General features: G+C 69.2%; 1 protein-coding gene and 2 pseudogenes. 1 reads left to right on the forward strand and 2 read right to left on the reverse strand.

Translation table 11 applies throughout. From position 1 onward, the window contains the following. A pseudogene (locus GT042_RS06795) lies at positions 1-204 on the reverse strand (hypothetical protein); the annotation flags it as partial. Between the two features lie 236 nt (positions 205-440). Between GT042_RS06795 and GT042_RS06800 the strand changes: the two are divergent. After that, a complete protein-coding gene (locus GT042_RS06800) occupies positions 441-902 on the forward strand; it encodes an SRPBCC family protein (protein WP_161307801.1) in 462 nt (153 codons plus the stop codon). Here the strand turns inward: GT042_RS06800 and GT042_RS06805 are convergent. Further along, positions 877-1,289: pseudogene (locus GT042_RS06805) on the reverse strand (DNA primase); the annotation flags it as partial. The gene GT042_RS06800 and the pseudogene GT042_RS06805 overlap by 26 nt on opposite strands.

Below are 1,289 nucleotides of genomic sequence, written 5' to 3' on the forward strand. Positions count from 1 at the left end.
GAGCGCGCCGAACACCGGGCCGAAGCCGCCGAGCAGGTACGGAACGGCCGTGGGCGAGCTGGTCGGTGATCCGCCGAGGGCGATCGCGATCAGCCAGAACGCCCAGGTCGTGGAGAAGGTGACCGCGAAGAACAGCCCGAGACCGCCTCGCCGCGGCGCCTCGGCGCTCCTGGTGATTCCGGTCCCGCTCGTCCGCTGGAACATGTCCGTCGCCCCTTCTCCCACGGCGCTCCCTGCGCCATGTCCATGACGCTACGGACGGCGAGCGCCGCGCACACTGGGCGTACGACCCGGCTCGGGGGTGGTGCTGGGTGCACCCCCGCGAGTTGCCGGTGTGTTCGAGCGGCGTGAGCATGGTGGGTGGGGGTGTGTGCCGTGGTGAGGGTGAGGGTGGTGCCTGATCTTCCTGGCTTGTTGAGCGTGGCTCTGAGGGAAATTCGATGACAGATTATGTGCGCATCGCGCAATCCATCACGATCGACGCGTCACAGGAGCGCGTTTTCCAGTTCGTGAGCGACTTCCGCAACGACTGGCAGTGGCGGCCCGAGATCAGGCGGGTGGAACTGCGCGGACCGTTGATGATCGGCACCCAACTGGTCCAGGAAGCAAAGCTGTTGGGCTTCTTCTCCCTCTCGGTGCTCACCGAGGTGGTCGAGCTGGAACCGGGCCGGCGGCTTGTCACCCGTACGCCCGCCGATTACGACGCGCACATCTTCAACGTCCGTGCCGTGGAGGAGCTTTCGGTCGACGTCGTCAGGTTCGTGTACGAACTCAGCTTCGACAAGGCCGCCGTGAAGAAGGCGCTTCGGTTCACCGTGCCGGCCGGGGTGGTCTCGACTTTTTACGGGGCGGCGGTCCGCCGTTATCTGGGGACCGTCAAGCACCTCGTCGAGGAGAGCTGAGGCGGGCGGCCGAGGCCACCGTCGCGCGCGCTTCCTGTTCCAACAGACCGGTCCGTACGGCCGCCTCGATCAGGGTCTCCGCCAGGCCCTCGCCGAAGCCGTGTTCGTACGCGCGGCACGCGGCCCAGAACAGCCGGGTGTTGCGCTGGCCCTCGTGCGCCGCCAGGACGAACTGCACCAGGCCGTAGCCCTGGGCCGGCCGGTCCGTGGCGGGGGAACGGTGGTGGTCGACCGGGTGGTCCGGGCCGCCTGCCCGATGGCCGGTTCGGTACGTCTCCGCCCGATGATCGGTTCGGTACGTCTCCGCCCGGTGCGGGCGCGTCGGCGTCGGCGGCGTGAGCAGGCGCAGCAGGGCGCGCGGGCACGGCGCGGGCGAGAGGCCGGCCG

The sequence above is a fragment of the Streptomyces sp. SID3212 genome, assembly GCF_009865405.1.
Classification (GTDB): domain Bacteria; phylum Actinomycetota; class Actinomycetes; order Streptomycetales; family Streptomycetaceae; genus Streptomyces.

Bases quoted from the DNA above. Each gene is read 5' to 3' on its own strand.
- GT042_RS06800 (WP_161307801.1), top strand. From the start codon at position 441: ATGACAGATTATGTGCGCATCGCGCAATCCATCACGATCGACGCGTCA.